Raw genomic sequence first — 24,020 nt, forward strand, 5'->3', positions numbered from 1 at the left:
AGGTCAGCGCCAGGCTGATCGGCCACAGCAGCAGCAGCGGCGTGAGCATCCAGTCCAGGATCTCCCCGAACAGGCTGCGTCGTTCCCGCTGGAAGAGTTTCAAGGGCATGGAGCTGTGTGCCCCCACGCTCCCCACTGCGAGTGGTTCGCTGCCCCCCGGGAGGGCGCGGCGCCTGCGGGCCGGCAAAGCCGGGCCCGCGGCCCCTGCTGGTAGAGGCGGGGACCAGCGACGAAGGTGCACGCAGAGAGCGAGCGTGGGGGCCCTGTTTTTCCGCCGGGCCGTCCCAAGGAAAAAGGCGCCCCCCCGGGGGGCAGGGAGCTGCACGCAGAGAGCGAGCGTGGGGGCCCTGTTTTTCCGCCGGGCCGTCCCAAGGAAAAAGGCGCCCCCTCGGGGGGCAGAGAGCTACACGCAGAGAGCGAGCGTGGGGGCCCTGTTTTTCCGCCGGGCCGTCCCAAGGAAAAAGGCGCCCCCTCGGGGGGCAGAGAGCTACACGCAGTGAGCGAGCGTGGGGGCCTCATCTCTCTAACCGGGAATCTTCTCGAGGCAGTAGCCGAGGCCGCGCACCGTGGCAATGCGCACCGGGCCCTTTTCGATCTTCTTGCGCAGCCGGTGGATGTAGACCTCGATCGCGTTGTTGCTGACTTCCTCGCCCCATTCGCACAGGCGCTCGACCAGCTGGTCCTTGCTGACCAAGCGGCCGGCGCGCTGCAGCAGTACCTCGAGCAGGCCGAGCTCGCGCGCCGACAACTCGACCATCTGGCCGTCGATGGTCGCCACGCGTCCGGCCTGGTCGTACACCAGCGGGCCGTGCTTGATGGTGCTGCTGGCGCCGCCCATGCCGCGCCGGATCAGCGCGCGCACCCGCGCTTCGAGTTCCTGCAGCGAGAAGGGCTTGGCCATGTAGTCGTCGGCGCCGTAGTCCAGGCCCTTGACACGTTCCTCGACGCTGTCGGCGGCGGTGAGGATCAGCACCGGCATGGCCGAGCCGCGTGCTCGCAGGCGCTTGAGCACTTCGAGCCCGTGCATGCGCGGCAGGCCCAGGTCCAGGATCAGGAGGTCGAATTCGGTGTTGGTCAGCAGCGCGGCATCGGCTTCGGTGCCGCTGGCCACATGGTCGGCCGCCGCGCCGGAAGCCCGCAAGGTGCGCAGCAAACCGTCAGCCAGGACCTGGTCATCTTCGGCAATCAAAATACGCATGTTTGTCTCCTGAAGGGGTCCCTGGCGCGGTCCGGCGGAACGTACAGGGCGAAACGGCTCTGGGGCTGTTTTCCAAATTCTAGGCGTTTATCCCCTGTGGTTTGCTGACTGAATGGCCTCCCGCGCTTTTCACTGCGCGCCATGCGCTATGTCAATGCCTTTCTTCTGTCTTTCCAAGGCAGCGGGAGAAGTTAAGGGCAGAGGTCTTGCCAAGCAGGGGCCGCGGGTCCGGCTTTGCCGGCCCGCAGGCGCAGCGGCCCCCTCGGGGGGCACGGAGTTACTCGCAGCGAACGACCGTGGGGGCCATTTCCTAGCCCGCATACGCCTCTAACCCAAGTGCAACAACCGTGGCAACATCGGTGCCTACCGCCTGCCTGAACTCGGCTTCAGCCTGGCTGACCGCCGTGCGGAAGGCCTGCAACCAGTGAAGGCCTGACGCGGTGAACATCACTACCCGGGCGCGCCTGTCGTGCGGGTCGGGTTCGCGCGTGACCAGGCCCCAGGCCTCGCACTGGTCCACCAGGTCGCCCATGGCCTGCTTGCTCATTCCGGCGCTGTGCGCCAGATCGGTCAGGCGCGAACCACCGACCGCCAGATGCCGCGTGATGTGGATGTGCGCCGCGCCGACCTGGGCGCGCGCAGCCAGATTCGACAGCGCCAGCGGCACGTCCACATTGCGCGCCATCAGCACCAGCACCCGCTCGTCAAAACGCCGCAGGGCGTGACCCAGCAGCCGGCCCAGGTGGGTGAGGCGCCAGTTTTCTTCGTCGGCGGGGGGGGCAAAAGGGGTGGAATCCATGTGGCCATCCTATCTGCAATTGATCAGGCAAACTGACTAAAAACAGGGTTTACTTATTTATATGGCGGCCATAAAGTACTGGTCATGCACCCAGTACTGTGATTAAAAGCAGAACTGGAAACCCCGCAAAATTTTCAAGCCCAACCGACCTCAAGGAGTTTTCCATGGACCTGCCGAACAAGACCAATCCCGCCCTGAACACCGAAAAGGCCAAGGCCCTGCAAGCTGCTCTGGCCCAGATCGAAAAACAGTTCGGCAAGGGCACCATCATGAAGCTGGGCGCCGGCGAGGTGATCGAGGACATTCAGGTGGTCTCCACCGGCTCGCTGGGCCTGGACATCGCCTTGGGCGTTGGCGGCCTGCCGCGCGGTCGGGTGGTGGAGATCTACGGCCCGGAATCGTCCGGCAAAACCACGCTGACCCTGCAGGTGATTGCCGAAATGCAAAAGCTCGGCGGCACCTGCGCTTTCGTGGATGCCGAACACGCGCTGGACATCCAGTACGCGCAGAAACTCGGCGTGAACCTGCAGGACCTCCTGATCAGCCAGCCTGACACCGGCGAGCAGGCCCTGGAAATTGTCGATTCGCTGACCCGCTCGGGTGCGGTGGACCTGATCGTCGTCGACTCGGTCGCGGCGCTCACGCCAAAGGCCGAACTCGAAGGCGAAATGGGCGACTCCCTGCCCGGCCTGCAGGCCCGGTTGATGAGCCAGGCGCTGCGCAAGCTGACCGCCCACATCAAGAAGGCCAACTGCATGGTCATCTTCATCAACCAGATCCGCATGAAGATCGGCGTGATGTTCGGCAGCCCCGAAACCACCACCGGCGGCAATGCGCTGAAGTTTTACGCCTCGGTACGCCTGGACATCCGCCGCATCGGCTCGATCAAGAAGGGTGAAGAAGTCGTTGGCAACGAAACCCGCGTCAAGGTGGTCAAGAACAAGGTGGCGTCACCGTTCAAGATGGCGGAGTTCGACATCCTCTACGGCGAAGGCATCAGCCGTCTGGGCGAGGTGCTGGACCTCGGCGTGGCCGGCCACATCGTCGAGAAAGCCGGCGCCTGGTACGCCTTCAACGGCGAGAAAATCGGCCAGGGCCGTGACAACTCGCGGGAATTCCTGAAAGAAAACCCGGAGCTGGCGATGGAAATCGAAAACAAGGTGCGCGAGTCTCTGGGTATTCCCTTGATCCAGGAGGCGGTCGGCAACAAGCCGGAAAAGGCGGAGAAGGCCGAAAAAGCAGACAAGGCCGATAAAGCACCGAAAGTCGCTGCCGTCTGAGAAGACGGGGCTGGTGTGCCGGATTTAATGCCAAATCAGGCCCCAGCCCTTGCCTGTAAAGCGCAAGCAGCTATCAAAACAGTAGTGATTGAGGGCGAAATGTGGGCATGACTCCGGACAAAACTCCTGCGGTTCCGGGCTTCGGCCTGTCCCTCAAGGGCCGGGCCTTGCGTTGTCTCGCACAGCGCGAGCATTCGCGCACCGAGCTGGAGCGCAAGCTGGCTGCCCATGCCGAGTCGCCCGAGCAGCTGGCCCGGGTGCTGGACGACCTGCAGGCCAAGGACTTCATCAGCGAGGCGCGGGTGGTGGAATCGGTCATCAACCGGCGGGCCGCGCGTTTTGGCGCCGCCCGCATACGTCATGAGTTGCAGGGCAAGGGTCTGGCGCCCGAGGCGGTGGCCGAAGCCGTGAGCAGCCTGAAAGCCAGCGAAGTCGAACGCGCCCGCGAGGTCTGGCGCAGGAAGTTCGGCGAGCCGGCGGCCGACGCCGCGGCGCGTGGCAAGCAGATGCGTTTTCTGGCGGCACGCGGCTTTGGCGCGGAGGCGATACGCCGTGTGGTGCGTGCTGAGGCCGACGAGCTGTAAGGGGCACGGGGCGGTGCGCCGCGCCGGTTATCGCGACGCCTGACCCGAGCACTTGCCGCCTCAGCGGCCAGTACCCAGCAATTTACCGTTGACGGTTTGTCCGTAGAGTGAGAACTCACTGTCGTGAAACTTTTTGCGCGTGTCACTGACATTGCCGTTAAAGCGCGGGTCTTGCGGGCGCTCATGGCTGTTCATGAAGGTGGCCACGTCCCAGGCCTCCTGGTCGCTCAGCGTGCCGCCCTGGCCTAGCGGCATATTGGCTTTAATGAAAGCGGTGGCATTGTCGACCTGGTGCATCCCGGCGCCCCAGTTGAACGACTGCGGACCCCACAGCGGTGGAAACACCTGCATCTCGCCAGAGCGCTGGCCTTGGCCATCAGCGCCGTGACACAGCGCGCACTTGGATTCATACACCGCTTGCCCACGCGAAAAATCCGGCACTTGGGGGGGCTTGACCAGTTTTTTGTAGCCGCTTCCCGGCAGCTTGGCACCCACCGGTGCCCCCGTAGCCATCCAGTAGGAATAAGCCTCCAGCGCCACCAGCACGTCGCTGCCCTCAGGCGGCGCCTTGCCGTTCATGCTGTAGATGAAGCAGCCGCGCAACCGCTCGGCAAAGCTGTCCACGTGCCTGGTCTTGGCCCGATAGGCCGGGTAGAGCGGATAAGCCCCCCACATGGGCGCCGAGCCAGCCAGTCGCCCTGCATCAAGGTGGCAATTGACGCAGTTCAGTGAATTGCCGACGAATGCCTTGGCGTTGAGGCCGGTCCGCAAAAAGATCTGCTCTCCGGCACGAATCACTGCGCCCATTTCGGTGTCTGGAATTTTGCGGGCATCGGGTGGTGCAAAGCGCGGTGGTGCAGCAACGACTGTGTCTGCTGCAGCGGACGGTGCGCTGGCCCCAGGAGCGGCAGCAACGGCCGGCTGAGTGGCTGCTGTGCTGGGCGGAGGGGCCGCCCTCGCCGCCAGTTTGGGCAAGTTTCGACCGGCGACGTTAACGCCTATCGCAATGACCACCAACGTGCCCAGCATGGATGCGACAAAGACGAACAGGCCAAGCATCGCAACCGACATGGGCGCCTTGGGCACTGGAATTGACCGGGTGGATGGTGCGGAGGTTTCCGGTTCCATCATTTGGCTCCTTTAGGAAGGGGCGGCTGCGTTGCGGCTGCCGCCGCAGGCTTGGCATGGAGTTGCGTGTAATACGCAGACAGTGCCTGCACGTCCTCCTTGCTGAGCTTGCTTGCGATGTCGCGCATCACCCCCAGTGGCCCGGGCGGACGGGTGCCGTCTTTCCAGGCCTGGATCTGCGCCTGAAGGTAGTCCGCCGGCAGGAGGGCAATCGGTGGAAACTGGTTGCCCACGCCTTCACCTGCGATGCCGTGGCACTGCGCACAGGCCGGCAGCTGATCGGCCCAGCGCCCGCGCTGGGCAAGCCAGCCCCCAGCGTCGCTCGTGGCTGGCGATGGCCCGGCGATCGGCTGCACACGCGCCGGCAAGCCGCTGAAATAGGCTGCCGTGCTGGCGCGCTCCTCGGTTGACAGCGCTTTTGCAATTGGCTCCATCACGGCATTTTTCCGGCGGCCATCGGCAAAGGCGTCGAGTTGTGCCATCAGGTACCCGTAACCGGTGCCGGCCAAGGGCGGGAAGGCGGCCATGCCCTCGCCCTGTGCGCCATGGCAACTGACGCAAGCAGTCACCGACGGTGGCTTGCCCACACGCGCAAGCTGCTCACCCGCCTTGGCGAGACCACGCGTCGCCGCTACAGGCACCGGACTTTTTGCGGTGGTGGTGGGTTGGATGGCGTTGGCGGCCGGGCAGCCGAGCGCCAGCAGCAGTGCCACAGGCACCCAGTGCCGCCCAAGCGCGGTGCGCAACATAGGCCGGAAAAACAAGAGGGGAGTCATGGCCTTGTGGGGAGAGACAATTCAAAGGATCTTGCCCGCTGTCGGTTCAGTTGATGGCGTCAAGCATAGGCTTGGCCTGGCGGCGTCCTTGTCGGACAAGCGCTCGTCTGCAAAGGAGGGTTGACACTGCCGGATTGCCCACCGTGGACGCAAACGATCAACTATTCAGGCTATCAAGACCCCCCGTGCCAATGGATAAGCGCGGGCAGCTGCTCAAGCATCCATGGTGGCCACCAGCGGGGCCACGACCTCAAAGCCCCAGCATCAACTCAAGGTTTTGCACCGCGGCACCCGACGCGCCCTTGCCGAGGTTGTCCAGCCTGGCGATCAGCACCGCGTGGCGGAACTCCTCGTTGCCGAACACCCGCAACTCCATCTTGTTGGTATCGTTCAGCGCGAGCGCGTCTATCGAGGTGCTGTCACCCACCGGCTCGACCGTGACCCATTGGCTGCCCGCGTAGTGGCGCGCCAGCGCGTCCTGGAGTTGCGCCGCCGTCGGCTGGCCCGGCAGCAGGTCCAGGTGCAGCGGCAGCTGCACCAGCATGCCCTGCTTGAAGTTGCCGACCGAAGGCGTGAACACTGGGCGGCGTGTCAAGCCGGTGTATTTCATGATTTCCGGCAGGTGTTTGTGTTTGAGGTTCAGGCCGTAGATCTGGTACGGCGGCGCCTTGCTGGCTTCGTAGTCTTCAATCATGGTGCGGCCACCGCCCGAATAGCCGCTGACTGCGGGCAGTGCCAATGGGTAGTCCCGGGGCAGCAGACCGGCATCGACCAGCGGGCGGATCAGGGCGATGGCGCCGGTCGAATAACAGCCGGGGTTGGCCACGCGATCGGCATTGGCGACGGCTTCGCGCTGGCCGGCGGCGAGTTCCGGAAAACCAAAGACCCAGCCCGGCGCAGTGCGGTGCGCCGTCGAGGCGTCGATGATCTTCGGGCCTTTTTTTCCGCTGCTGCGCGCCAGGTCATCGATCATGGCCACCGATTCACGTGCGGCGTCATCGTGCAGGCACAACACCACCAGGTCGACCGTGCCCATCAGCGCGCGCTTGGCGGCAGCGTCCTTGCGCAGCTCGGGCGCAATGCTGACCAGCTCGATGGCAGGCATGGCTTGCAGGCGTTCCCGGATCTGCAAGCCCGTGGTTCCTGCTTCGCCGTCGATAAATACCTTGGCCATGTGGCTTGTTCCTGTGGAAAGTGCTGATAGGGCGTGTAAGCGGCGCACAAGAATTGTGCATCGCAACATGATACAGTTCTGCGCTGCTGCGTGCAGTGACCGATGGCGTTACATTTTGGTGAATTCTGCGGAAATGTGGCAGATTGACATCACTTCGGTGAACGCCCCTTTTTACCGACTCCTGGAAGTAATTTCATGAAAATTCACGAGTACCAAGGCAAGGAAATCTTGCGCAACTTTGGTGTCCCCACTCCACGCGGTATTCCTGCGTTCACGGTGCAAGAGGCAGTCGAAGCCGCCCAAAAACTGGGCGGACCCGTCTGGGTGGTGAAAGCCCAGATCCACGCCGGCGGACGCGGCAAGGGCGGCGGCGTCAAGCTGGCGCGCAGCATCGAAGACGTGAAAAAGCTCGCCGGCGAGATTCTCGGCATGCAGCTGATCACGCACCAGACTGGCCCGGAAGGTCAGAAGGTCCGCCGCCTGTACATCGAAGACGGCGCCGACATCCAGAAGGAATACTACGTCTCCATCGTGACCGACCGTGCCACCCAGAAGGTGGCCTTCATCGCGTCGAGCGAAGGCGGCATGGACATCGAGGAAGTGGCGCATTCCACCCCGGAAAAGATCATCACCGAATTCATCGACCCGCTCACCGGGCTGAGCGACGCGCAGGCCACGAAGATCGCCAATGGCATCGGGCTGCCGGCAGAGTCCACCGCGCAGGCCGTGGACGTGTTCCAGAAGCTCTTCAAGTGCTACATGGACACCGACGCATCGCTGGTGGAAATCAATCCCCTGAACCGCGACAGCAAAAACAAGCTCATTGCCCTGGACGCCAAGTTCAACTTTGACCCGAACGCACTGTTTCGCCACCCCGAAATCGTGGCCCTGCGCGATCTGGACGAAGAAGACCCGGCCGAAGTCGAGGCGTCCAAGTTCGACCTCGCCTACATCTCCCTGGACGGCAACATCGGCTGCCTGGTCAACGGCGCCGGTCTGGCCATGGCGACCATGGACACCATCAAGCTGTTCGGCGGCGAGCCGGCCAACTTCCTGGACGTCGGCGGCGGCGCCACGGCCGAAAAAGTCACCGAAGCCTTCAAGATCATGCTGAAGAACCCCGATGTCAAAGGCATCCTGGTCAACATCTTCGGCGGCATCATGAAGTGCGACACGATTGCCGACGGTGTGATCACCGCCTGCAAGGTCGTGAACCTCTCGGTTCCGCTGGTGGTGCGCATGAAGGGCACCAACGAAGACCTGGGCAAGAAAATGCTGGCGGACTCCGGTCTGCCCATCATTGCCGCAGACACCATGGCTGAAGCTGCGACCAAAATCGTGGCCGCCGTCAAGTAAGCCAGGAGAACCAACATGTCGATCTACATCAACAAAAACACCAAAGTCATCACGCAGGGCATCACCGGCAAGACCGGTCAGTTTCACACGCGCATGTGCCGGGACTATGCCAATGGCAAAGAGTGCTTTGTCGCTGGCGTGAACCCGAAGAAAGCCGGCGAAGACTTTGAAGGCATCCCGATTTTTGCCAATGTGACCGAGGCCGCCAAGGCCACCGGCGCCACGGTGTCGGTGATTTATGTGCCGCCAGCCGGCGCTGCGGCAGCGATCTGGGAAGCGGTTGAAGCCAACCTGGATCTCGCGATCTGCATCACCGAAGGCATCCCGGTGCGCGACATGCTGGAAGTGCGCAACCGCATGAAGGCCAAGGAAGCGGCCGGCGGCAAGAAAACCCTGCTGCTGGGCCCCAACTGCCCCGGCCTGATCACGCCCGACGAAATCAAGATCGGCATCATGCCCGGCCACATTCACCGCAAGGGCCGCATTGGGGTGGTCAGCCGCTCCGGCACGCTGACGTATGAAGCCGTGGCGCAGCTGACCGAAATCGGCCTGGGCCAGTCCAGCGCCGTCGGCATTGGCGGCGACCCGATCAATGGCCTGAAACACATCGACGTGATGCGCGCCTTCAACGACGACCCGGACACCGATGCCGTCATCATGATCGGCGAAATCGGCGGGCCGGACGAGGCTGAAGCGGCCATCTGGTGCAAGGCCAACATGAAAAAACCCATCGTCGGCTTCATCGCCGGCGTGACCGCGCCTGCCGGCAAGCGCATGGGCCATGCCGGGGCCCTGATCTCGGGCGGCGCCGACACGGCGGATGCCAAACTGGCGATCATGGAAGAGTGCGGCTTCACTGTGACGCGTAACCCTTCAGAAATGGCCAAATTGCTCAAGGCTTTACTGTAAGACCCTGACGCCGGCCAATGTCGTAAGCATTATTACGAACGGGGCCAAGGCCCCCATTCGGGCTAAACTCTAAACAACAAAAAAGCGCTCTCATCGGCGCTTTTTTTAATACATAACAACAGGAGCTAGTCATGATTTTCGGAATGGACCTGACGTCCCCCATTTTCTGGAGTGCTTTCGGCTCCATCCTGCTGGCGAACATTGTCCTGTCCGGCGACAACGCCGTGGTGATTGCCATGGCAGCCAGAACGCTGCAGCCCGCGCAGCGGAACAAGGCCATTTTCTGGGGCAGCGCTGCCGCCATCGTGATGCGGATCATCCTGACCATCGTCGCGATCCAGCTCCTCACACTGCCGTACCTGAAGATCATTGGCGCAATCCTGCTGGTATATATCGGCGTGGACCTGCTCAACGGAGACGATGAGGGCGAGGGCGAGGGCAAGGAAATCAGTGGCATGGCCTCGGCCATTCGCACCATTCTGATCGCCGATCTGGTGATGAGTCTCGACAACGTGCTGGCCGTTGCAGCGGCGGCCAAAGGAAATTTGCCCTTGCTCGTCATGGGTCTGTTGGTGAGCATTCCATTGATCATTTTTGGTGCCACCTTGCTGACCAAGGTCATGGAGCGTTTTCCCATCATCATCACGATTGGTGCTGCCCTGCTGGGTTTTCTGGCAGGCGAAATGCTGCTGACGGACCCCGCCGTCGTCACCCGCTTCGGGGCTATCGGCGAGCAGATCGTGACCATCGGCGGAATTGTCGGAGCCGCGCTGGTGGTGGCTTTGGGTACGTATATGCAAAAGCGACGTGCACGGGACTCTGGAGCGCAGGCCTGAACCGTCCCCTTGCCCGTCTCCATCCCCTAGGTGCCAGCACCGCAGCTGCGTTCCAGCGGCACCAATTTGCAACACAAGCCTTTGGCGGTGTGCAAAAGTCCCTTGTCCGGGTTCTTGGCGTCTGTTAATGTCCGAAGGTGGCGAATTTGTAACCGGCTTGTAACGCTGGCCGGGTGACAGGTGCGCAGAAAAGAGGCCGGCGCGGCTGGCGCTCGGTCTGGCGAACCAGGACAAAAGGCGGGACGGACGTGGCCACATCATCAAACAAGCGCAGGCAATTCTGGCAAGCCGACTGGTTTGTGGGTGTGCTTGTGGTACTTGCCGTACTTGCTCTGCACAGTGCGACCGACTTTTTTGCCACGCTCGAGCGCCGGTATTACGACTTTGCCAGTACCAGCACGTCGCGCCAGCCCTCCGACCGCATTGCCATCATCGCGATCGACGACCAGAGCATCGCCAACATTGGCCGCTGGCCGTGGCCGCGCGATGTGCATGCCCAGTTGATTGACCAGCTGGCTGCGGCGAAAGTCAAAACCATTGCGCATACCGCCTTCTTTTTTGAGCCACAGACCGACCGCGGGCTGGTGTTCATCCGCAAGATGAAGGAAGCGCTGGGATCGGCTGCCCTTCCAGTCGATCCCGCTGCTCCCCAGGACAGCCTCAACGCGCAGCTGGGCAAGGTGATTGCCGAAGCGGAGGTTGCATTGGACACGGACGCCAAGCTGGCCGCGAGCATGGCCAAAGCCGGCAATGTGCTGGTGCCCTCGGTTTTTGTGCTGGGTGAGCCACAGGGCAAGCCCGACCCTCTGCCCGCCTATGCCCTCAAAAGTGCGGTGGCGGAGCCGGGCGGGTTCTCGCTGCCTGCCCTTCGGGGCCAGCAGCCCATAGAGATCATCGGCAGCAGTGCGGCGGGCATCGCGCATTTGAACCAGCTGCCTGACGTGGACGGCGCGGTCCGGCAGGAGCCGCTGCTGATCAACTATGACGGCCAGGCGATTCCGTCCATGGGATTGCTCGCCGCAGTCAAGAGCCTGAACCTCGCCGCGACCGATATCAAGCTTAATGCCGGGGAATCAGTACAGATCGGCAAGTTGCGCATAGGCACCGATGAGGCGGCCCTGATGTTGCCTCAGTTCTACAAGGGCCGCGACGGCCGGCCGGCTTTCGCCGTGGACTCTTTCTATGACGTGTTGTCCGGCAAGATTCCAGCGGGAAAATACACCGACAAGATTGTGATTATTGGTGCCACTGCCGCCGGCGTCGGCACCCAATTTCCTACACCGGCCGGGCCCGGACTGTCCCCGGCGGAGACTATTGCCCACATCACTTCCAGCATCCTCAGTGAACACTTTCTTGTCCAGCCAGCCTGGGGTGTCTGGGCCACGCTGGGTGTCCTGCTGGTTGTGGCCGCTTACCTGATTGCTGGTCTACCGCGGCTGTCTGCGGGCAAGGCCGCCGTCATTACGCTGCTGCTGTTTGTCATGCTGCTGGTGATCGAGTTCGGTCTGCTGTCGGCAGCCGCGACCTGGCTCAAGCTGGTATTTCCGGCCGCGCTGCTGGTGATCGGCCACCTGGCGTTGACCACCAAGCGTTTCCTGATGACCGAGGCCGGCAAGCTCAAGTCCGACGAAGAGTCAGCCGAAACCAACCGCATGATGGGCCTGGCCCTGCAGGGGCAGGGGCAACTCGACATGGCTTTCGACCGGTTTCGCCGCGTTCCTTTCACCGACGCGCTGATGGACAACATGAACAATCTGGCGCTTGATTTTGAGCGCAAGCGGCAATTCAACAAGGCCCAGGCGGTGTACGAATACATGGCCAGCTACAACAAGAATCACAAGGACCTGCAGTCCAGACTCAATCGCGCGAAGAACCTCTCGGAAACCGTCATTCTGGGTGGTGGTGGAGCGCACCCCGGCGGAACCATGCTTCTCGACGGCGGTGGTGTCGAAAAGCCCATGCTGGGCCGCTACCAGGTTGAAAAAGAACTGGGCAAAGGGGCCATGGGAGTGGTGTATCTGGGCAAGGACCCCAAGATCGGGCGTGTGGTGGCGATCAAGACCATGGCCCTGAGCCAGGAGTTTGAGGGTGACGAGTTGACGGATGCCCGAGAGCGCTTTTTCCGCGAGGCCGAAACAGCAGGCCGCCTGCAACATCAGAACATCGTGACCATTTTTGATGCCGGCGAAGAGCATGACCTGGCCTACATCGCGATGGAATTCCTCAAAGGCAAGGACTTGCTGGATGTCACCAAGGACGGGCAGTTGCTGCCAGTTTCCAAAGTGCTTTCAATTGTGGCGCGGGTTGCAGAGGCGTTGGCTTATGCGCACAAACAGAACGTGGTGCACCGCGACATCAAGCCGGCCAACATCATGTACGACCCCGACAGCGATACCGTCAAGGTGACCGACTTTGGCATTGCGCGCATCACCGACTCGAGCAAAACCAAGACCGGTCTGGTACTCGGTACCCCGAGTTTCATGTCGCCCGAGCAGATCGCGGGCAAGAAGGTTGATGGCCGTTCAGACCTCTATTCCCTGGGGGTGATGCTGTTCCAGATGCTGGCGGGCGTCTTGCCTTTCCGCGGAGACTCCATGGCCGAGTTGATGTACAAGATCGCCAATGAACCGGCACCGGACATTCGCGTGATCCGCCAGGAGTTGTCGGCACGCCTGGCGGATATTGTGGCGCTGTCGCTGAGCAAAAAGCCTGAAATGCGGTATCAGGACGGCGACCAGTTTGCTGCCGATCTGCGTGCCGCCATTGTCGAGCTGTCGACCGTACCCACAGGCCTTCCGGTTCCCGCCGGTGCCATCACCCCAAGTCCCGAGGGCGGTGAAAAGACAGCGGTGTTCGCGGCGGGCGACAATCCTGCTTTTGCCCGCACCATTGCGGCCCCCTCCTTGCCGGATCCTTCGGCCGGCGTTGATGCTACAGATTTGAAGCCATAACAAAAACACGATGATTTACGAGATTTGCACCCAGACAGACCCCGGTTTAACCCGGGACAACAACGAAGACTCCGTCACGTTTGATGCCCCGACCCGCCTTTGCATACTGGCTGACGGCATGGGTGGTTACAACGCCGGGGAAATCGCCAGCGGCATGGCGACGGCCTTTATCAGATCGGAATTGGGGCGTTGGCTGGCGCAGGCTGGTAAGCATGCCAACGGCAAGGAGGTGCGCCGGGCGATGGAGATCTGTGTAGAAAACGCCAATCATTCGATTTTTAACGCGGCCAACTCCAATCCGCAATACTCTGGCATGGGCACCACGCTGGTGGTCGGTGTGTTCCAGAACACCCGTCTGATGCTCGGCCATATAGGAGATTCGCGCTGTTACCGCTTGCGAGGTGGCCAGTTGGAACAGATCACCAAGGACCATTCCCTGCTGCAGGAGCAGATTGACGCGGGGCTGATTACGCCGGAGCAGGCGCTGACTTCGGTGAACAAGAATCTGGTGACGCGGGCTTTGGGTGTGGAAGACGCGGTGTTGCTGGAAGTCAACGAACATCGCGTGGAGCTGGGTGATATTTACCTCATGTGCTCTGATGGCCTGTCCGACATGATCAGTGATGAGGCGATTGCGGCTATTCTATCGGGATCGAAGTCGCTGGAGCAGGGGGCTAGGCAGCTTGTTGCTGCAGCCAACGACAGCGGCGGCCGGGATAATATTTCGGTATTGCTGGCACAAGCCAAAGAAGCTTCGGTCAAACGTGGCCTGTTGTCCAGAATGCTGGGGAAATAGTCCGCTTGAGTGACATACTAAAAATAGACAGGAGTCGGCCATGCCGAAAATGATCGTCTCTATTGACGGCGTTGTGATCAAAGAGGTTCAGTTGACCAAGGACCGTACGTCCCTCGGGCGCCGTCCTTACAACGATATCGTCATTGACAACCTCGCCGTCAGTGGGGAGCATGCCGTTTTGCAGATGTCCGGCAACGAGGTTTTTGTTGAAGACCTGAACAGCACCAATGGCACGTATCTCAACGGCAAGGCTGTCAAGAAGCAGCAGCTCAACAACGGTGACACCGTCGAAATCGGCAAATACAAGATCAAGTACGTCAACGAAGCCGCGAGTCCGGGTTTCGAGAAAACGATGATCATCAAGGCCGGCTCGGCCGGGCTGGTCGCACCTGCAGGGGCGGCCGCTGCCCCTGCGGCGGCGCCCGTCGACGGGGTGGGCGCCACTGCGGCGATCAAGGTCATGTCCGGGGCAGCCGCGGGCCGGGAAGTTGCCCTGGTCAAGGTGGTCACCACGATCGGCAAGCCCGGGGTGGCAGTTGCGGCCATTACCAAGCGACCGCAGGGCTTTGTCGTGGCCCATGTGGAGGGAGACAACAAACCAACGCTGAACGGAACGTACATTGGGGTTGAGCCTGTTCCTCTGAAAAACGGCGATGTACTCGAGTTGGCGGGCACGCAAATGCAATTCGTCCAGCGCTGACCAGGCCGTCTCCCCGCTTTCGGCAGGAAAACCAGTTCAGATCCCGGCTCTTCACGAAGCCTTATGCGACTTTTTTCCCGGCATTGGCCTCGCATTGCCGTTACGCTGATTCCGCTTGTTTTTGCATTGCTCCATGCCAGCGGTGCGCTGCGCCTCGATGTTCTGCAGCGGCTCGACGACATCCTTTATGACGCCCGGCTTCGGGCCACCATGCCCCGGACGCTGGACGAACGCATTGTCATCGTGGACATCGATGAAAAGAGCCTGGCGGAAGCCGGTCGCTGGCCGTGGGGGCGCAACAAGCTGGCCGCACTCGTAGACGAGTTGCTGGGCCGGCAGCAGGCTGCGCTGCTGGGATTCGACGTGGTTTTTGCGGAGGCCGACGACAGTTCCGGCCTGAAAAGGCTGCAGCAACTGGCCCGGGACGAATTGAAGGACCAGCCCGCCTTTGCCGACAAGCTTGGTCAGATCCAGGCCAGCCTTGATTACGATGCTCTGTTCGCAAAATCGTTGGCGAACAAACCAGTCGTGCTGGGGTATTACTTCACCAGCGACCGGGATGGTCGTATCAACGGTGTTTTGCCCGCTCCCGTCATGGGACGGGAGGCGCTCAAGGGGCGACCCATCCGGTTTACCAGCTGGAACGGTTTCGGCGCCAACATCGATACCATCGCCAAGGCGGCGCCGCTGGCAGGATTTTTCAACTCCATCACGGATGGAGACGGGGTCGTTCGATCGATTCCCCTGCTGGCTGAATACAAAGGCGAGTACTACGAGTCGCTGTCCCTGGCGATGTTTCGCATGCTGGTGGGTCAACCCGGTGTCGAGCCGGGATTTCCGCAGGAAAAATTCCTGACTCGCAATTACCAGGGACTGGAAAGCATTTTGCTCAAGCAGGGCAGTAAAACGCTGGCCATTCCGGTGGATGACCGGGTGGCCACGCTGGTGCCGTTTCGCGGGCCCGGTGGCGCCAGTGGCGGGTCCTACCGGTATGTCTCCGCGTCCGATGTGCTGGCCGGAAAAATGCCACCAGGACAGCTGAAAGACAAGATAGTCCTGCTCGGCACCACGGCGCCTGGCTTGTTGGACCTGAGGGTCACGCCAGTCGGGGAAACCTACCCCGGCGTCGAAACCCATGCCAATGTGATTTCGGGGTTTCTCGATGGTAAGGTGTTTGTCAAACCGGACTATGCCGTTGGTTTCGAGGTGGTGATGCTTGTCCTGTCGGGGCTGACGCTGGCATTGACCTTGCCGCTGCTGTCGGCGCCGCGGGCGGTGGCGACCAGTGCCGCGGTGACGGCTGCCCTGATTGGGGTGAATTTCTGGCTTTATTCGGCCTATGGCCTGGTGTTGCCTCTGGCTACTGCGCTTGTCATGGCACTCACGGCGTTCGCCCTGAACATGAGTTATGGCTATTTTGTGGAAAGTCGCTCCAAGCGGGAACTGGCCAACCTGTTTGGCACCTATGTTCCCCCCGAGCTGGTCGATGAAATGGTCAAGGACCCCGACAGCTACAGCATGAAAGCATCAGCCAAGGAGCTTACGGTGATGTTCTGCGACATGCGCGGTTTCACCCGAATGTCCGAAACCATGGAGCCGACACAGTTGCAAGCCCTTCTCAACGGCGTCTTCAGCCGGCTCACGGCCTTGATCCGCACCAACCGCGGCACCATCGACAAGTACATGGGTGACTGCGTGATGGCATTCTGGGGTGCGCCCGTCGAAACACCTGAGCACGCCGCTCTCGGGGTCAGGACCTCGCTGGAGATGGTGCAGGCCGTGCGCCAGCTCAACGAGGAGCATCGCAGCCTGGGTTTGCCGGAAATTGGCATAGGCATCGGGCTGAACACCGGCAGCATGTGTGTGGGCGACATGGGCTCGGATATCCGTCGCAGTTATACGGTCATTGGCGACGCGGTCAACTTGGGGTCCCGCCTGGAGGGGCTTTGCAAAATCTATGGCGTCGATACAGTGGTCAGTGCGTCCACCCGCGAACTGGCCCCTGGTTTCGCCTGGCAGGAACTCGACAAGGTCCGGGTCAAGGGCAAGGACCAGGCGGTGGCCATTTTCTGCCCGGTGGCGCTTCCCGGCCAGCTCGACAAGCAGTTGGGCAGCGAACTCCGGGAGTGGACGTTGGCGCTCAGGGCCTACCGGGATCAGGCCTGGGACGACTGCGATGTGCATCTGCTCAACTTACAGCGCATGAATGGGCAAAAGTACCTTTACCGCCTGTATGCAGAGCGTGTAGCCTCCATGAGGCTGTTGCCGTTTGATCCCGATTGGGATGGGGCAACCAACTTCGAAACCAAATGACAGAGCCTGCCGGAACCTCAAGGTAGAAAAGACCATGAAAGTACGCGTACTGGGCTGCTCGGGAGCCATTGCCAAAGGCTGCCGCACCACGTCGTTCCTGCTGGATCACGACGTTCTGGTCGACGCCGGGACGGGCGTTGGCGATCTCACGCTGGACGAGATGCGCGGCATTGACCACGTACTGCTGACACATTCCCACCTGGATCACGTAGCGGCCCTGCCGCTGATGGTGGACGCGATTGCGGCCAAACGCACAACCCCGATACAGATTCATGCACTGCAGGGCACGATTGACGCGCTGAAAGCCCATATTTTCAACAACACCATCTGGCCTGATTTCTCGCGAATTCCCACACCGGAAGCACCCTTTGTCAGCTTTCACCCTCTGGCCGTGGGCCAGACCCTGCTGCTGGCGGGAAAATATGTTGAAGTGCTGCCAGCTGTTCATACCGTGCCAGCAGTCGGTTATGCGGTGGCCACTGGCTCCGGGTGCTGGGTGTTCACCGGCGACACCGAGCGCAATCCCGCTTTGTGGGCCCGCGTCAACCAGCTTAACGTCGCGATGCTGGTGATCGAGACGGCTTTCAGCAACCGCGAACGCGACCTCGCACGGCGCAGTCTGCATCTGTCGCCCCATGCGCTGGCCAGCGAGCTGGACTGCATCGAAAAAGGCAGGAACTATCCGATTTACATTACCCATACCAAGCCGGCAGAGACCGACTTGATCATGGCCGAGATCCAGCGCTTTGACCAGACGGCGCCGTTTGGACCCAACGTTACCCACGACATACGCTGGTTGCGCGCAGGTCAGGAGTTCGAGTTATGAATGCAGTTGTACAGCGGGACCACGAGGGCGAGTTTTTTGACTCGCAGATGCTTCCACCGCAGGAGCGGGGCGTTACTTTTGAAGCACTTTATTTTCGCCAGCTCCAACTGGTCACCAACCGCATTCATGAAACCGAGAACATTGATCAGATCATGCTGGAGGCCAGCCAGGATATCTGCAAGCTCTTCAATGCCGATCGCCTGACGCTTTACGCCGTCAGTGAAGACCGCTCGTCCATCATTTCCAAGGTCAAGACGGGGCTTAACACCAGCCGCGATCTGAAGCTGCCCATCAGCGCGCAAAGCATAGCTGGCTACGTGGCGATGGCTAAGACCATGGTGAATATCGCCGATGTGTATGACGACGAGGCGCTCAAGAAAATTCACCCCAGCCTCAGCTTTCTTCAGGAAGTGGACAAACGTTCCGGCTACCGCACCAAGCAAATGCTGGTTGCGCCGGTCATGGATGGCAGCACGCTTTATGGCGTCCTGCAGGTGATCAACAATCGCAGCGACCAGCCTTTTGGAAAGCTGGAAGAGGACGGCGCGCAGCAGCTGTGCCAGACGCTGGGCATTGCGCTTCGCCAGCGCATGCAGAGGGCCGAAGATGGTCAAAGGCGCAGGGCGACCAAGTACGACGGCCTGGTCGCTGAAGGAGTTTTGAGCCAGGACGAGTTGCTCCACTGCATCCAGAAGGCGCGCGACGAGATTCAGTCGGTCGAACATCTGCTGATGGCTGATTACCGCATTCGTCCCGCTCAGATTGGCGCTTCGCTGAGCAAGTTCTTTGGGGTTCCCTACGAAGCCTATAACGCCGGCCGCATACGTTCGGAAATGCTGCACGGCCTGCTCAAGCGGCACTTTGTCGAGCAGCAGGGATGGATGCCGTTGGAGGAGACGCCGGACGGACTGGTCATCATGTGTGTTGATCCGGAGGCGGTGCGGGGGGCCCGGGTGGTCCCGCAAGTGTTTCCGAAAATTGGCAAGTTCGCCTATTGCGTGACCACCCAGACCGAGTTTGATGAAACTCTGAGCCAGCTTTTCGGTGCAGGTAACGAGGGTGGCTCGATTGACCAGCTTCTGGCCGACATGGACTCGCCGCTCGAAAACGATGCCAACGACGATTCGGCGCTGGAGTCTGCCGCTGCAGACAATGAGCTGGTCAAGTTTGTCAACAAGGTCATCATTGACGCCTACAAGCAGAAGGCTTCCGACATCCACATCGAGCCCATGCCGGGAAAGGCCAAGACCGGCATCCGTTTTCGCATCGACGGGAGCTTGCTGCCCTACATCGAGGTGCCGGCCCAGTTTCGCCAGGCCATGGTCACGCGGCTCAAGATCATGTGTGATCTGGATATTTCCGAAAAGCGCAAGCCGCAGGACGGGAAAATCAAGTTCAAGAAATATGGACCGCTCGACATCGAGCTGCGCGTGGCCACCATCCCGTCTGCGGGCGGGGTCGAAGATGTCGTCATGCGGATTCTGGCAGCCGGCGAGCCCATTCCGCTTGAAAAGCTGGGGCTGACGGATCACAACAGGGAGCGGCTTGAGAAAACGGTCTCCAAACCCTACGGCCTTTTTTATGTGTGTGGCCCGACTGGTTCCGGCAAAACGACCACGCTGCATTCCATCCTGAAATTCCTGAATACGCCAGACACCAAGATCTGGACGGCCGAAGACCCCGTCGAGATCACGCAGAAGGGCTTGCGCCAGGTCCAGATCAACAAGAAGGCAGGCATCGACTTTGCCCTGGTGATGCGTGCTTTCCTGCGGGCCGATCCGGACATCATCATGGTCGGCGAGTCGCGCGACAAGGAAACAGTCTCGATGGGTGTGGAGGCCTCACTGACGGGTCACATGGTGTTTTCGACGCTGCATACCAATTCGGCACCAGAATCCATCACACGGCTGCTGGACATGGGCATGGATCCTTTCAATTTTGCTGATGCCCTGCTCGGCATCCTGGCGCAGCGGCTTGCCAAAAAACTATGCGATTGCAAGCAGGCCTATCAGCCGGGCGCGCAGGAAATCAAGGACTTCATCAAAGAGTATTCCGAAGAACTTCGAAATACGGATGCCTGGAAGATGGATCCGGGCGGCGAGGCACAGGCCTTACTTGACGATTGGATGGAGCGCTATGGCAAGGAAGGCCAGCTCACGATGTATCGAGCGGTAGGGTGTGATAAATGTAACCAGACCGGATACAAGGGCCGCATTGGCTTGCATGAATTGATGATCGCCGATGATGCGGCTAAAAAACTGATTCAGGAACGCGCTCGCGTGGCAGAGCTGTTTTCAGCGGCCGTCAACAGCGGCATGCGCACACTCAAGATGGATGGGATGGAAAAAGTATTGATGGGATTGACCGACCTGAAACAGGTTCGGTCTGTCTGCATCAAGTGACAAATTTGTTGGAAGAACCCTGATGACTGACGAAAAGAGTAACTTCTGTTGTTGGAAGATGGGGCAAAGCGGCTGGTTTAGGCTCGTTTCGACTTGGCACGGTATCTGCTGAATGGTTCCGCTAGTTTCTCAACCAAGGAGTTTTTATGAAGCGTTCCATGCAAAAGGGTTTTACCCTGATCGAGTTGATGATCGTTGTCGCGATTATTGGTATTTTGGCTGCGGTGGCTTTGCCTGCATATCAGGACTATACGGTCCGTGCAAAGATGTCCGAGGTTATTTTGGCTGCATCGGCCTGCCGAACCAGTGTGACGGAGACGCGCCAGACAAACAATGCGGCGTCCATGCCAACCGCTGGTAACTGGGGCTGTGAATCTTCAACATCCACGAGCAAATATGTTAGTTCGGTTCAGACTGATAATTTTGGCGCGATTAACGTCCTAGTTAACACTGCCAATCTCTCGCAAGTTACGGGTTCTGTTTACCTAATTCCAACGCTGTCCGGCGGTACTACTGGTAACATTACTGGCTGGGAATGCGGACCAAGCGTTGTAGGGATTGGGAAGTACCTTCCTGGTTCATGCCGCAGTGCTATCGCAACTGCTTACACCGTTGCAGGTTCTTGGGATGCAAATTAATATTCCTTTCGTCAGCGTCGTCTAATGACTTGATGTTCGCTGACGTTCTGTGAATGTAAAAAATACGCCCTGAGGGGCGTATTTTTTTCTATGCAAAAAATCGCATTGCTTTTTCTTTTCCTAAGCTGGTTTGAGCCGCTGCATTTTCCCCCTTGGGTTAGTTGGCATAACGAGATATGGTCCATCTTCGCCGTTTTGTTGCTGGCTTGGGGCGGGTTGTTTAGGCTTGTCAAAAGGAACGATCTGGACGCGCTGCTTTTGCCAACCTCCATACTTCCTTTTATTGCCCTTGGGGCAATCGCTGCGATACAGGTTGCTTTTGATGTGATCACTTTTGCGGGGGATGCCTTGGTGATCGGGTTTTACATGGTCCTGTGTGTCATCTGCATGGGCATGGGTTTTGCGTCCAGCAGAAGTACGGCTACTATGCGGACGACGGGCTCTGGAATACCCATCAGTGGTCAGGATGAATCCGCGCTGACGCTGTTGGCGTTTACATTGTTGGTTGGTGCATTCGGCTCGGCGGCGCTGGCTTTTTTCCAGGTGTTCGAGTTGTGGGAAGGCGCCGGTTGGATATCCCGTATGCCGGAGTTGCGTCGACCCGGTGGAAATTTGGGGCAACCCAACCATTTGGCGACCTTGCTCATCATGGGCGTAGCGAGTTTGTTGTTTCTGCATGAATTGAGCAAACTAAGAGCCCTGCCTTCCGCCCTGATTCTGCTGACTTTATGTGTTGCCCTGGCTGCAACCGAGTCTCGTACCGGCGTCTTAAGCTTCCTGCTGTTGTCGCTCTGGTGGTTTGTCAAGCGCAAACCAGCTGGGTTCAGCTTGTCCCCTTGGCTAGTGATGCTTACCAGCCTTGGATTTATCGCACTCTTTTTGACTTGGCCGTCGATTTATGAGTTCATTCTGCAAATGTCGGGCGGTGGCGCAGAAGTCAATACCCGTTTGGGTGGGCGTTGGGTGGTATGGCCACAGTTGCTGGAAGCAGTGAAGCTGCGTCCATGGAGCGGGTGGGGCCTTGGGCAGGTTGCTGCCGCCCACAATGCGGTGGTCCATGCATATACGACGAGTGAACCCTTCTCCTACAGCCATAACATTTTGCTGGATTCGGCGTTGGGTGTCGGAGTACCGCTCACCGCGCTATTGACTTTGGCAATCGGCGTCTGGTTGTGGCGCCGCGCGCGGGCCATTGCGGGGCTGTTGCCTTGGTACTGTCTGGCGTTGACCCTCCCGGTTGCAATCCATTCGATGTTCGAATTCCCTTTTGCATACGCTTACTTTCTGGTGCCCGTCATGTTTGCAATTGGTGCCTTGGAAGGTTTGGTCGAGGCCAAACCTTTGATCCGAATCGGCGTTCGCACTGCGGCATTGCTTTTGCTGGGATTAAGTATTTTTGCAGCGTGGTCAGTTGCTGAATATATTGCGGTGGAAGAGGACTTCCGCGTTGCGAGATTTGAGGACTTGAGTATCGGCAAAACGCCAGCCGATTATGAGCGACCCAGCATAGTTCTTTTGACGCAGTTGAGCGCGTTGCTGGATGGGTCTCGCATTACACCCAGGCCAGAAATGACAGCCGATGAACTGGCGCTCGCTAGAAGCGTTGCGCTTCACTATCCGTGGACCGCAACGCAGAATAGGTACGCACTTTCGCTGGCGTTGAATGGCAGTCCCGAGGAGGCGGTCAGGCAACTCCGTGTCATGAAAGCTATGCATGGTGAAAAGCGATACGGGGCGATCAAAGCATATTGGAACGATCTGGCTCGGGACAAGTACCCTCAACTGCGTGAGCTGACACTACCATGACGCGATGGAGTGCGTTGCAGGGGACTGCTTTCGCGCTGATCGCTGGGTTGGTTTTGATCGTACCTTGGCTGAATCCATTTGCGCCCGGTCCTTCACCTGCTACTGTGCCCTGGGCGGTCGCGTTTGCTGCCACTGCGTGTTTGATTCTGTTGATGTTGTTGCGTGCCATCTTGCGCAAAGCAACCGGCAATGGCCCTTTTGCGCAGCGGTGGATCTACCCCGCCGCATGGGCTTGGGTACTCGCCGGTGCTTTTAACAGCACTATCGCCCTGCTGCAATATTTCGGTGCGGCGGCGGCACTTTCCCCTTGGGTCAATCAGGCCCCGCTGAGCGAGGCCTTCGCCAATTTGCGACAACGAAATCAGTTTGCCAGTTTGACCAATATCGCGCTGGTAGCGCTGGTATGGCTGGTGGTGAAGAACGGTTCTGCGGGTCGCCGACAGTGGGTGTTGTGGGTGGTGGCTGGTCTGCTGGCAGCGGGAAACGCCGCGTCTTCATCGCGGACAGGGCTGTTGCAACTGGTTTTGCTTTGCGTGCTGTGCTTGCTCTGGCCCGGCTGGCACCAACCTCCGGTGCGCCGCGTGTTGTTGACGGCGGTGCTGGCCTATGGGGCGGCCGCGCTGGCGCTGCCCTGGTTGGCCGGGTTGGATCTGCTGGGCCATGGCATGGTTGCTCGTCTGCGTGCGGGGGACGCCGTGTGTGCTGGGCGCCTCACGCTCTGGTCCAACGTATGGCATCTGATCGCACAAAAGCCATGGTTTGGATGGGGCTGGGGCGAACTGGATTATGCGCATTACATGACGCTTTATCCCGGAGCACGCTTTTGCGACATTTTGGACAATGCCCACAACCTGCCGCTGCACCTTGCGGTCGAGTTGGGCATTCCGTTGGCCTTGGCGGTTTGCGTCGGTGCGGGTTGGGTCGTCTGGCATACCAAGCCTTGGCGCGAAACGGACCCGACCCGGCAAATGGCTTGGGGTGTGCTGGCCGTGATCATGTTGCACAGCATGCTGGAATATCCGCTGTGGTATGGCCCCTTCCAGATGGCATTCGGGCTATGTGTGTGGATACTGTGGCCGGCGCCGCGAGAGCCGGCAGCGGGATCACGTCCTTACGCGCGCGCGGCAGCGGCAATTCGGCTTGTCGTAGCGACAGCGTTGTTGGCTGGGGTGGCTTATGCCGCATGGGATTACCACCGTGTCAGCCAGCTGTACCTGGCACCACAGGCACGCGACGCGGCTTACCGTGACGACACGCTGGACAAGGTTCGCGGATCCTGGCTCTTTTGGAACCAGGTGCAATTTGCGGAGCTGACGACCACCACCCTCAAGCACGACAACGCGCAATGGACTTTCGACACCGCTAGTGCCTTGCTGCATTACTCGCCAGAACCGCGGGTGATTGAAAAGGTGATTGAAAGCGCTGTCATGCTGGGGCGTGACGATGAAGCCTTGTTGCACCTGGTTCGTTACCGAGCAGCTTTTCCTGGGGACTACGCAAAATGGCGCCCTGCCAACGGCCCGAATGGCTGGCCTGCAAACTGACCCC

The 24,020-nt window shown here is 60.0% G+C and carries 19 protein-coding genes; 14 read left to right on the forward strand and 5 right to left on the reverse strand.

The window, feature by feature from the left end; genetic code table 11:
- Positions 1-523: 523 nt before the first annotated feature.
- Positions 524-1,198, reverse strand: a complete 675-nt coding sequence (locus PSV33_RS00585; protein ID WP_188706535.1) for a response regulator transcription factor — start codon at positions 1,196-1,198, stop codon at positions 524-526.
- 310 nt (positions 1,199-1,508) lie between these two features.
- Positions 1,509-1,997: a MarR family winged helix-turn-helix transcriptional regulator gene (locus tag PSV33_RS00590; RefSeq protein ID WP_300557516.1), complete on the reverse strand. Its 489-nt coding sequence runs from the start codon at positions 1,995-1,997 to the stop codon at positions 1,509-1,511.
- 164 nt (positions 1,998-2,161) lie between these two features.
- Between PSV33_RS00590 and recA the strand changes: the two genes are divergently transcribed.
- Both recA and recX read left to right on the forward strand, forming a co-directional pair.
- On the forward strand, positions 2,162-3,277 hold the full coding sequence (gene recA, locus PSV33_RS00595) for a recombinase RecA (protein WP_300511973.1): 1,116 nt from the start codon (positions 2,162-2,164) through the stop codon (positions 3,275-3,277).
- Positions 3,278-3,384: 107 nt separating this feature from the next.
- Complete coding sequence (gene recX / locus PSV33_RS00600; protein WP_300557518.1) at positions 3,385-3,861, forward strand: recombination regulator RecX; 477 nt, start codon at positions 3,385-3,387, stop codon at positions 3,859-3,861.
- A gap of 60 nt (positions 3,862-3,921) precedes the next feature.
- Here the strand turns inward: recX and PSV33_RS00605 are convergent, their stop codons facing one another.
- The 3 genes from PSV33_RS00605 to argC form a co-directional block, all read right to left on the reverse strand.
- Positions 3,922-4,932: a c-type cytochrome gene (locus PSV33_RS00605; protein WP_300557648.1), complete on the reverse strand. Its 1,011-nt coding sequence runs from the start codon at positions 4,930-4,932 to the stop codon at positions 3,922-3,924.
- A 56-nt stretch (positions 4,933-4,988) separates the two neighbouring features.
- Positions 4,989-5,765 carry a c-type cytochrome gene (locus tag PSV33_RS00610; RefSeq protein WP_300557520.1) on the reverse strand — a complete coding sequence of 259 codons (777 nt, stop codon included), beginning with the start codon at positions 5,763-5,765 and terminating at the stop codon, positions 4,989-4,991.
- A 250-nt stretch (positions 5,766-6,015) separates the two neighbouring features.
- Entirely contained in the window at positions 6,016-6,939 is a 924-nt protein-coding gene (argC, locus tag PSV33_RS00615) for an N-acetyl-gamma-glutamyl-phosphate reductase (protein WP_300557522.1), read from the reverse strand.
- Positions 6,940-7,134: 195 nt separating this feature from the next.
- Here argC and sucC point away from each other — a divergent pair, with 195 nt between their 5' ends.
- From sucC to PSV33_RS00675, 12 genes are all read left to right on the forward strand, one after another.
- Positions 7,135-8,295, forward strand: coding sequence for an ADP-forming succinate--CoA ligase subunit beta (sucC, locus tag PSV33_RS00620; RefSeq protein ID WP_300557524.1), 1,161 nt, complete (start codon positions 7,135-7,137; stop codon positions 8,293-8,295).
- Between the two features lie 15 nt (positions 8,296-8,310).
- Complete coding sequence (gene sucD / locus PSV33_RS00625; RefSeq protein WP_300557526.1) at positions 8,311-9,204, forward strand: succinate--CoA ligase subunit alpha; 894 nt, start codon at positions 8,311-8,313, stop codon at positions 9,202-9,204.
- Positions 9,205-9,347: 143 nt separating this feature from the next.
- On the forward strand, positions 9,348-10,040 hold the full coding sequence (locus PSV33_RS00630; protein WP_300557650.1) for a TerC family protein: 693 nt from the start codon (positions 9,348-9,350) through the stop codon (positions 10,038-10,040).
- Positions 10,041-10,288: 248 nt separating this feature from the next.
- Positions 10,289-12,991: a CHASE2 domain-containing serine/threonine-protein kinase gene (locus PSV33_RS00635; RefSeq protein ID WP_300557528.1), complete on the forward strand. Its 2,703-nt coding sequence runs from the start codon at positions 10,289-10,291 to the stop codon at positions 12,989-12,991.
- Positions 12,992-13,001: 10 nt separating this feature from the next.
- A complete protein-coding gene (locus PSV33_RS00640; RefSeq protein ID WP_300511979.1) occupies positions 13,002-13,787 on the forward strand; it encodes a Stp1/IreP family PP2C-type Ser/Thr phosphatase in 786 nt (261 codons plus the stop codon).
- 40 nt (positions 13,788-13,827) lie between these two features.
- Complete coding sequence (locus PSV33_RS00645; protein WP_300557530.1) at positions 13,828-14,487, forward strand: FHA domain-containing protein; 660 nt, start codon at positions 13,828-13,830, stop codon at positions 14,485-14,487.
- A 63-nt stretch (positions 14,488-14,550) separates the two neighbouring features.
- Positions 14,551-16,800 carry a CHASE2 domain-containing protein gene (locus PSV33_RS00650; RefSeq protein WP_300557532.1) on the forward strand — a complete coding sequence of 750 codons (2,250 nt, stop codon included), beginning with the start codon at positions 14,551-14,553 and terminating at the stop codon, positions 16,798-16,800.
- Between the two features lie 34 nt (positions 16,801-16,834).
- Positions 16,835-17,626 carry a 3',5'-cyclic-nucleotide phosphodiesterase gene (locus tag PSV33_RS00655; RefSeq protein WP_300557534.1) on the forward strand — a complete coding sequence of 264 codons (792 nt, stop codon included), beginning with the start codon at positions 16,835-16,837 and terminating at the stop codon, positions 17,624-17,626.
- Entirely contained in the window at positions 17,623-20,028 is a 2,406-nt protein-coding gene (locus PSV33_RS00660) for an ATPase, T2SS/T4P/T4SS family (protein ID WP_300557536.1), read from the forward strand. Before PSV33_RS00655 ends, PSV33_RS00660 begins: the two co-directional genes overlap by 4 nt.
- Positions 20,029-20,174: 146 nt before the next feature.
- Positions 20,175-20,666: a pilin gene (locus tag PSV33_RS00665; protein WP_300557538.1), complete on the forward strand. Its 492-nt coding sequence runs from the start codon at positions 20,175-20,177 to the stop codon at positions 20,664-20,666.
- Between the two features lie 90 nt (positions 20,667-20,756).
- Positions 20,757-22,472 carry a Wzy polymerase domain-containing protein gene (locus PSV33_RS00670; protein ID WP_300557540.1) on the forward strand — a complete coding sequence of 572 codons (1,716 nt, stop codon included), beginning with the start codon at positions 20,757-20,759 and terminating at the stop codon, positions 22,470-22,472.
- Entirely contained in the window at positions 22,469-24,016 is a 1,548-nt protein-coding gene (locus PSV33_RS00675; protein WP_300557542.1) for a Wzy polymerase domain-containing protein, read from the forward strand. The genes PSV33_RS00670 and PSV33_RS00675 overlap by 4 nt, the downstream gene beginning before the upstream one ends.
- The last annotated feature ends 4 nt before the right edge of the window (positions 24,017-24,020 follow it).

The organism is Polaromonas sp., assembly GCF_029945895.1.
Classification (GTDB): Bacteria; Pseudomonadota; Gammaproteobacteria; order Burkholderiales; family Burkholderiaceae_C; genus Polaromonas.

Excerpts from the sequence above, each read along its gene's own strand:
- PSV33_RS00585 (WP_188706535.1), bottom strand. The coding sequence starts at position 1,198 with ATGCGTATTTTGATTGCCGAAGATGACCAGGTCCTGGCTGACGGTTTG.
- PSV33_RS00590 (WP_300557516.1), bottom strand. The coding sequence starts at position 1,997 with ATGGATTCCACCCCTTTTGCCCCCCCCGCCGACGAAGAAAACTGGCGC.
- recA (WP_300511973.1), top strand. The coding sequence starts at position 2,162 with ATGGACCTGCCGAACAAGACCAATCCCGCCCTGAACACCGAAAAGGCC.
- recX (WP_300557518.1), top strand. The coding sequence starts at position 3,385 with ATGACTCCGGACAAAACTCCTGCGGTTCCGGGCTTCGGCCTGTCCCTC.
- PSV33_RS00605 (WP_300557648.1), bottom strand. The coding sequence starts at position 4,932 with ATGTCGGTTGCGATGCTTGGCCTGTTCGTCTTTGTCGCATCCATGCTG.
- PSV33_RS00610 (WP_300557520.1), bottom strand. The coding sequence starts at position 5,765 with ATGACTCCCCTCTTGTTTTTCCGGCCTATGTTGCGCACCGCGCTTGGG.
- argC (WP_300557522.1), bottom strand. The coding sequence starts at position 6,939 with ATGGCCAAGGTATTTATCGACGGCGAAGCAGGAACCACGGGCTTGCAG.
- sucC (WP_300557524.1), top strand. The coding sequence starts at position 7,135 with ATGAAAATTCACGAGTACCAAGGCAAGGAAATCTTGCGCAACTTTGGT.
- sucD (WP_300557526.1), top strand. The coding sequence starts at position 8,311 with ATGTCGATCTACATCAACAAAAACACCAAAGTCATCACGCAGGGCATC.
- PSV33_RS00630 (WP_300557650.1), top strand. The coding sequence starts at position 9,348 with ATGGACCTGACGTCCCCCATTTTCTGGAGTGCTTTCGGCTCCATCCTG.
- PSV33_RS00640 (WP_300511979.1), top strand. The coding sequence starts at position 13,002 with ATGATTTACGAGATTTGCACCCAGACAGACCCCGGTTTAACCCGGGAC.
- PSV33_RS00645 (WP_300557530.1), top strand. The coding sequence starts at position 13,828 with ATGCCGAAAATGATCGTCTCTATTGACGGCGTTGTGATCAAAGAGGTT.
- PSV33_RS00650 (WP_300557532.1), top strand. The coding sequence starts at position 14,551 with ATGCGACTTTTTTCCCGGCATTGGCCTCGCATTGCCGTTACGCTGATT.
- PSV33_RS00655 (WP_300557534.1), top strand. The coding sequence starts at position 16,835 with ATGAAAGTACGCGTACTGGGCTGCTCGGGAGCCATTGCCAAAGGCTGC.
- PSV33_RS00660 (WP_300557536.1), top strand. The coding sequence starts at position 17,623 with ATGAATGCAGTTGTACAGCGGGACCACGAGGGCGAGTTTTTTGACTCG.
- PSV33_RS00665 (WP_300557538.1), top strand. The coding sequence starts at position 20,175 with ATGAAGCGTTCCATGCAAAAGGGTTTTACCCTGATCGAGTTGATGATC.
- PSV33_RS00670 (WP_300557540.1), top strand. The coding sequence starts at position 20,757 with ATGCAAAAAATCGCATTGCTTTTTCTTTTCCTAAGCTGGTTTGAGCCG.
- PSV33_RS00675 (WP_300557542.1), top strand. The coding sequence starts at position 22,469 with ATGACGCGATGGAGTGCGTTGCAGGGGACTGCTTTCGCGCTGATCGCT.